5 protein-coding genes are annotated in these 3,869 nt (G+C 40.6%); all 5 read right to left on the reverse strand.

Annotation, left to right across the window (positions count from 1 at the left end):
* Positions 1-199, reverse strand: a 199-nt coding sequence (locus tag ACJAT7_RS18410) for a glycerate kinase (protein ID WP_415228250.1), incomplete at its 3' end; no start/stop codon positions are given.
* A 13-nt stretch (positions 200-212) separates the two neighbouring features.
* The gene (locus tag ACJAT7_RS18415; RefSeq protein WP_415228251.1) at positions 213-1,571 is read right to left on the reverse strand and encodes a GntP family permease; all 1,359 of its coding nucleotides are present in this window, start codon (positions 1,569-1,571) and stop codon (positions 213-215) included.
* 173 nt (positions 1,572-1,744) lie between these two features.
* The gene (locus tag ACJAT7_RS18420) at positions 1,745-2,893 is read right to left on the reverse strand and encodes a sugar diacid recognition domain-containing protein (RefSeq protein ID WP_415228252.1); all 1,149 of its coding nucleotides are present in this window, start codon (positions 2,891-2,893) and stop codon (positions 1,745-1,747) included.
* A gap of 81 nt (positions 2,894-2,974) precedes the next feature.
* Positions 2,975-3,355: an aspartate 1-decarboxylase gene (panD, locus tag ACJAT7_RS18425; RefSeq protein ID WP_415228253.1), complete on the reverse strand. Its 381-nt coding sequence runs from the start codon at positions 3,353-3,355 to the stop codon at positions 2,975-2,977.
* A 189-nt stretch (positions 3,356-3,544) separates the two neighbouring features.
* Positions 3,545-3,869 (reverse strand): pantoate--beta-alanine ligase (locus tag ACJAT7_RS18430; RefSeq protein ID WP_415228254.1); only part of this gene is annotated, 325 nt, incomplete at its 5' end.

Here is a 3,869-nt window from a genome sequence, read left to right on the forward strand (position 1 = left end):
CTGTCACTTTCGTCTTTACAATACGTCCTTGAGTTGCATCAACCAGTGATTGTACTGTGCCTTCTCCACCATCTGCGACGGGCACACTAATATAGGTTGCATTAGGTAAAACACGTTTAAACCCCGTCTCAATGGCATGACAGACTTGTTTTGCCGTTAAGCTCTCTTTATAGGAATCTGGTGCGATAACAATTTTCATAAATATTCCAAGTTTAAAGCAGTATTAGGCTTAACAGGTAAACGATGGTAATTGCAGTAACACCTTGTATTAACGTTGCCATGGTTTGTGCGCGGTAAGCTAATCCTACTGACATGCGGCTGAACTGTGAAACCACCCAGAAGAAGCTATCATTTGCATGTGAAACTGTCATCGCACCTGCGCCAATAGCCATTACTGTTAATACACGGCCCATTTCAGAATCTAATCCAAGCTGTACAAGTAAAGGAGCAACCAAGGCAGATGTTGTGACTAAGGCCACGGTTGATGAACCCTGTGCAGACTTAAGTGCAGCCGCGACAATAAAGGGCATAAAGATACCGATGCCAAGACCTGAGAGTGTTGCACCTAAATAATCACCTAATGCTGTTGCTTTTAATACTGCGCCAAATGCACCACCGGCACCTGTGATAAGCAGAATAGGTGACGCAACGATAATGCCATGGCTAACACGGTCTCCCAACTCTGCAATTTTATCGTCTGATTTTAATAGGCGTAATGCTAAGAAAAGACCAATCAGCAGCGCTGTGATGGGTTGTCCAAGGAAAACGAAAATATCAAAAAAAGTGCCGTCACCTAATGGTAAACTTGGAAATTTTGCAATCGATGAAAAACAGATCAATAAAATCGGTACAAAAATAGGCGCAAATGCCTGGCCTGCAGTTGGCAGTGTACCGTATGAGGCTTTAAGCTCCTGCCAAGATTGATCCGTTTTGTGTTCATCCAGTTCGGAGATAACATCAGGTTGCACATTTTTAAAGCGGTTTGCCCATAGCGTTCCTGCTAATGCGGCACCTGCAGCAACAAAGGAACCCACTAAAATAACTAAACCTAAGTTTGATTCCAACCCTAAGTTACCCGCGGCGGCGATTGGACCGGGTGTGGGTGGAATAAAAGTATGAGCTGCATATAAACCGGCAGCGAGTGCGACACTCATTGCGACACCCGAGGTTTTCATGCGTGTTGCGAGTGATTCACGTAGCGAGTTTAAAATAACAAAACCTGAATCACAAAAGACCGGGATGGAAACGATATAACCGATAATGGTCATGGTAAGTGTGGGGAATCGTTCGCCTAATACTTTGATAACCCATTCTGCCATAGTGATCGCCGCGCCACTTTTTTCTAAAATAATACCTATGATAGTACCGAGTACAATCACTAAACCGATATAACCTAAGATACCGCCAAAGCCGTTAGCAATTACTTGTGTAATTTCTGAGGAGGGCAAGCCGTAAGCAAAAGCAGCAATAAAGGCTGATAGCAGTAAGGCAAGAAAAGGGTGCAGCTTAAATTTTGTGGTCGCAACAACAATAAATGCTATTACTCCGATCAAGATAAATATTAGGCTCATAATATATCCGTTTATTTTCCAATGCAGAATGCATCAGATCTGGGGAATATTATCTATTGATAACGTTTAAATATCGTTAGGCAAGAGAACAAATATCAAGTGAATTTTATGCTTTTTTTTGTGCGTTTGCACAACAAAAGAGGTTCTAAATAGCCATGTTAGGAAAGCGCTATCTATTTAGAACCTTTTTTCAGTTGAAAACCAACATACAACTCTAATAACCCATCTAACTTCTCAGGATCCAGCTTAGTTATTTGTCGAATTTTTTTTATACGATAGCGTAGGGTGTTGCGGTGTATATACAAATATTTTGCGCACTCGTTTAACGAGTTGTGATACTGAAAAAGTGCGTTTAATGTTTTTACTAATTGTCCATTTTTATCTTCAGCCTGCAACTGTTCAAAAGCTTTGCCTATCTGCTCTGCTTGCCAAGATGTGCGTAAGGGAGATAATAAAACGGGCAGGCGTAGCTCATCATATAAATGTTTATTTTTTTTACTGTTGTTATTTAAGCCTGCTTGCAATGTTAATTGAGCGCTTTGAAAAGAGAGGGGGACTTGTTGGTCGCCAGTAAAATAGTGACCTAATGCGATATCAATATCGGTGATCTCATATTGTTTTAAGCGTATCAATAGTCGGTCAATGCGTTTACTCTCTTCATCACTATTCCACTCTCCCTGGTAAAAAGTGGCTGGTTTGAGAACAACGATCTCATTCATTGACAGTACAGCGACTAAATTATCTCTGTAAGGGTATTCGAGTAGTTCAACCACTCTGCGAATAGCATGCAGACTCATTGGGTGACTGCTATCCCTAAAGCGAATGATAGCTGCCACACGGGGGGATGAAATATTGATATCTAATCGCTGCCCCCAATCAAGCAGTTCATTTTTTTTCATGTCACCTGTTATCCAAGTGCTAATAAACTCTTCTCTATGGCGCCTATCCCACTGAAGTTGTTCGGTAAGATTAGCCTGTTCAACGATCATCTCTGCCGCCATTTTGACTAGTTTTGCGTAATTGCGAATTTTATTGGGATCGCCGGTAATACCAATAACACCAATAATCTGCTCAGATTGTTTCAATATTAAATTAATGCCGGATTTAACGCCTTTTAATGCTTTACTGCTCTCCTCTGTGACCTCCACAGTTTCACGCCGTTGCAGAGCGAGCAGTGCACCATCATGAATTTTAGAGATGCGATTTTTATCACCACTACCAATAATAATACCAGACTGATTCATCACATTAATATTGTTGTCAGTGATCCCCATAGTGCGATTTACAATTTTTTGCGCTAACTGGCTCTCTAATAGAAACATTAATTACCTGATTTTAAACAAAAAAAATCCGATAAAAGTTAACTATTATCGGATTCCATTTTTGCAGTTTTATGGTTGCGATTAAGCAACTTGTACTGGTACGTCTTTACTCGTACGTACAATGTTATTTTGCGCATCTAAATACACTAAGCTTGGTTTATGATTTACAATTTCCGCTGCATTTAAACTCCCGTAGGTACAGATTATCACGCGATCGCCTACCGCTGCCAGACGCGCCGCGGCGCCATTAACCGAGATGATTTTTGAACCACGTTCGCCGGTAATAGCGTAGGTTGAAAAGCGTGCACCATTTTCGATATTGTAAATTTCAATCTGCTCGTATTCTAGAATACCAGCCTGCTCAAGGAGGTCTTGATCGATAGCGCATGAACCTTCATAATTTAGTTCGGCGTGCGTTACTCTCGCTTGGTGGAGTTTGCCTGTAAGCATTGTTTTGTTCATACAAAAAACCTTTTTTCTGGTAAGGAACCGCTGTTTTTTTCAACAGGGCGACTATAAAGTAAAATCCTTAATGGTGCAAATTAAACCCGACTCCAATAGGCTGAGTTATAGCGGGCTTTGATGAAAGTCAAATTTATAACATTAAGGGTAAATGACGTATTGATTAAACAGGGACGCAACGCTAAGAAGTTAAACTTGAATTTTTGTTTCCGAATGATTCAAGATCACTATTTTATTATCAATTAAACGTGTTTCCCCTAAGAAAGCCGCCATTAAAATAACCGCTTCCTTACTATGACAATTCACTGCCTGCAACGTTTGAGCATCGACAATATGAATCGCATCGGTATTAAAACCGGCGTTATTAAGATCGCTTGACGCATCATCGATTAATATTGAAAGTTCAGTTTTCTGCGCTTGCACATTTATCGCTAATTGGTTCATCACTTTTGCTAAAAAAGGGGCTTTTTGTTTTTCTAAGCCGCTCAGTTTATTGTTGCGAGAGCTCATGGCC

This window comes from Psychromonas sp. (assembly GCF_047632995.1).
Taxonomy (GTDB): domain Bacteria; phylum Pseudomonadota; class Gammaproteobacteria; order Enterobacterales; family Psychromonadaceae; genus Psychromonas.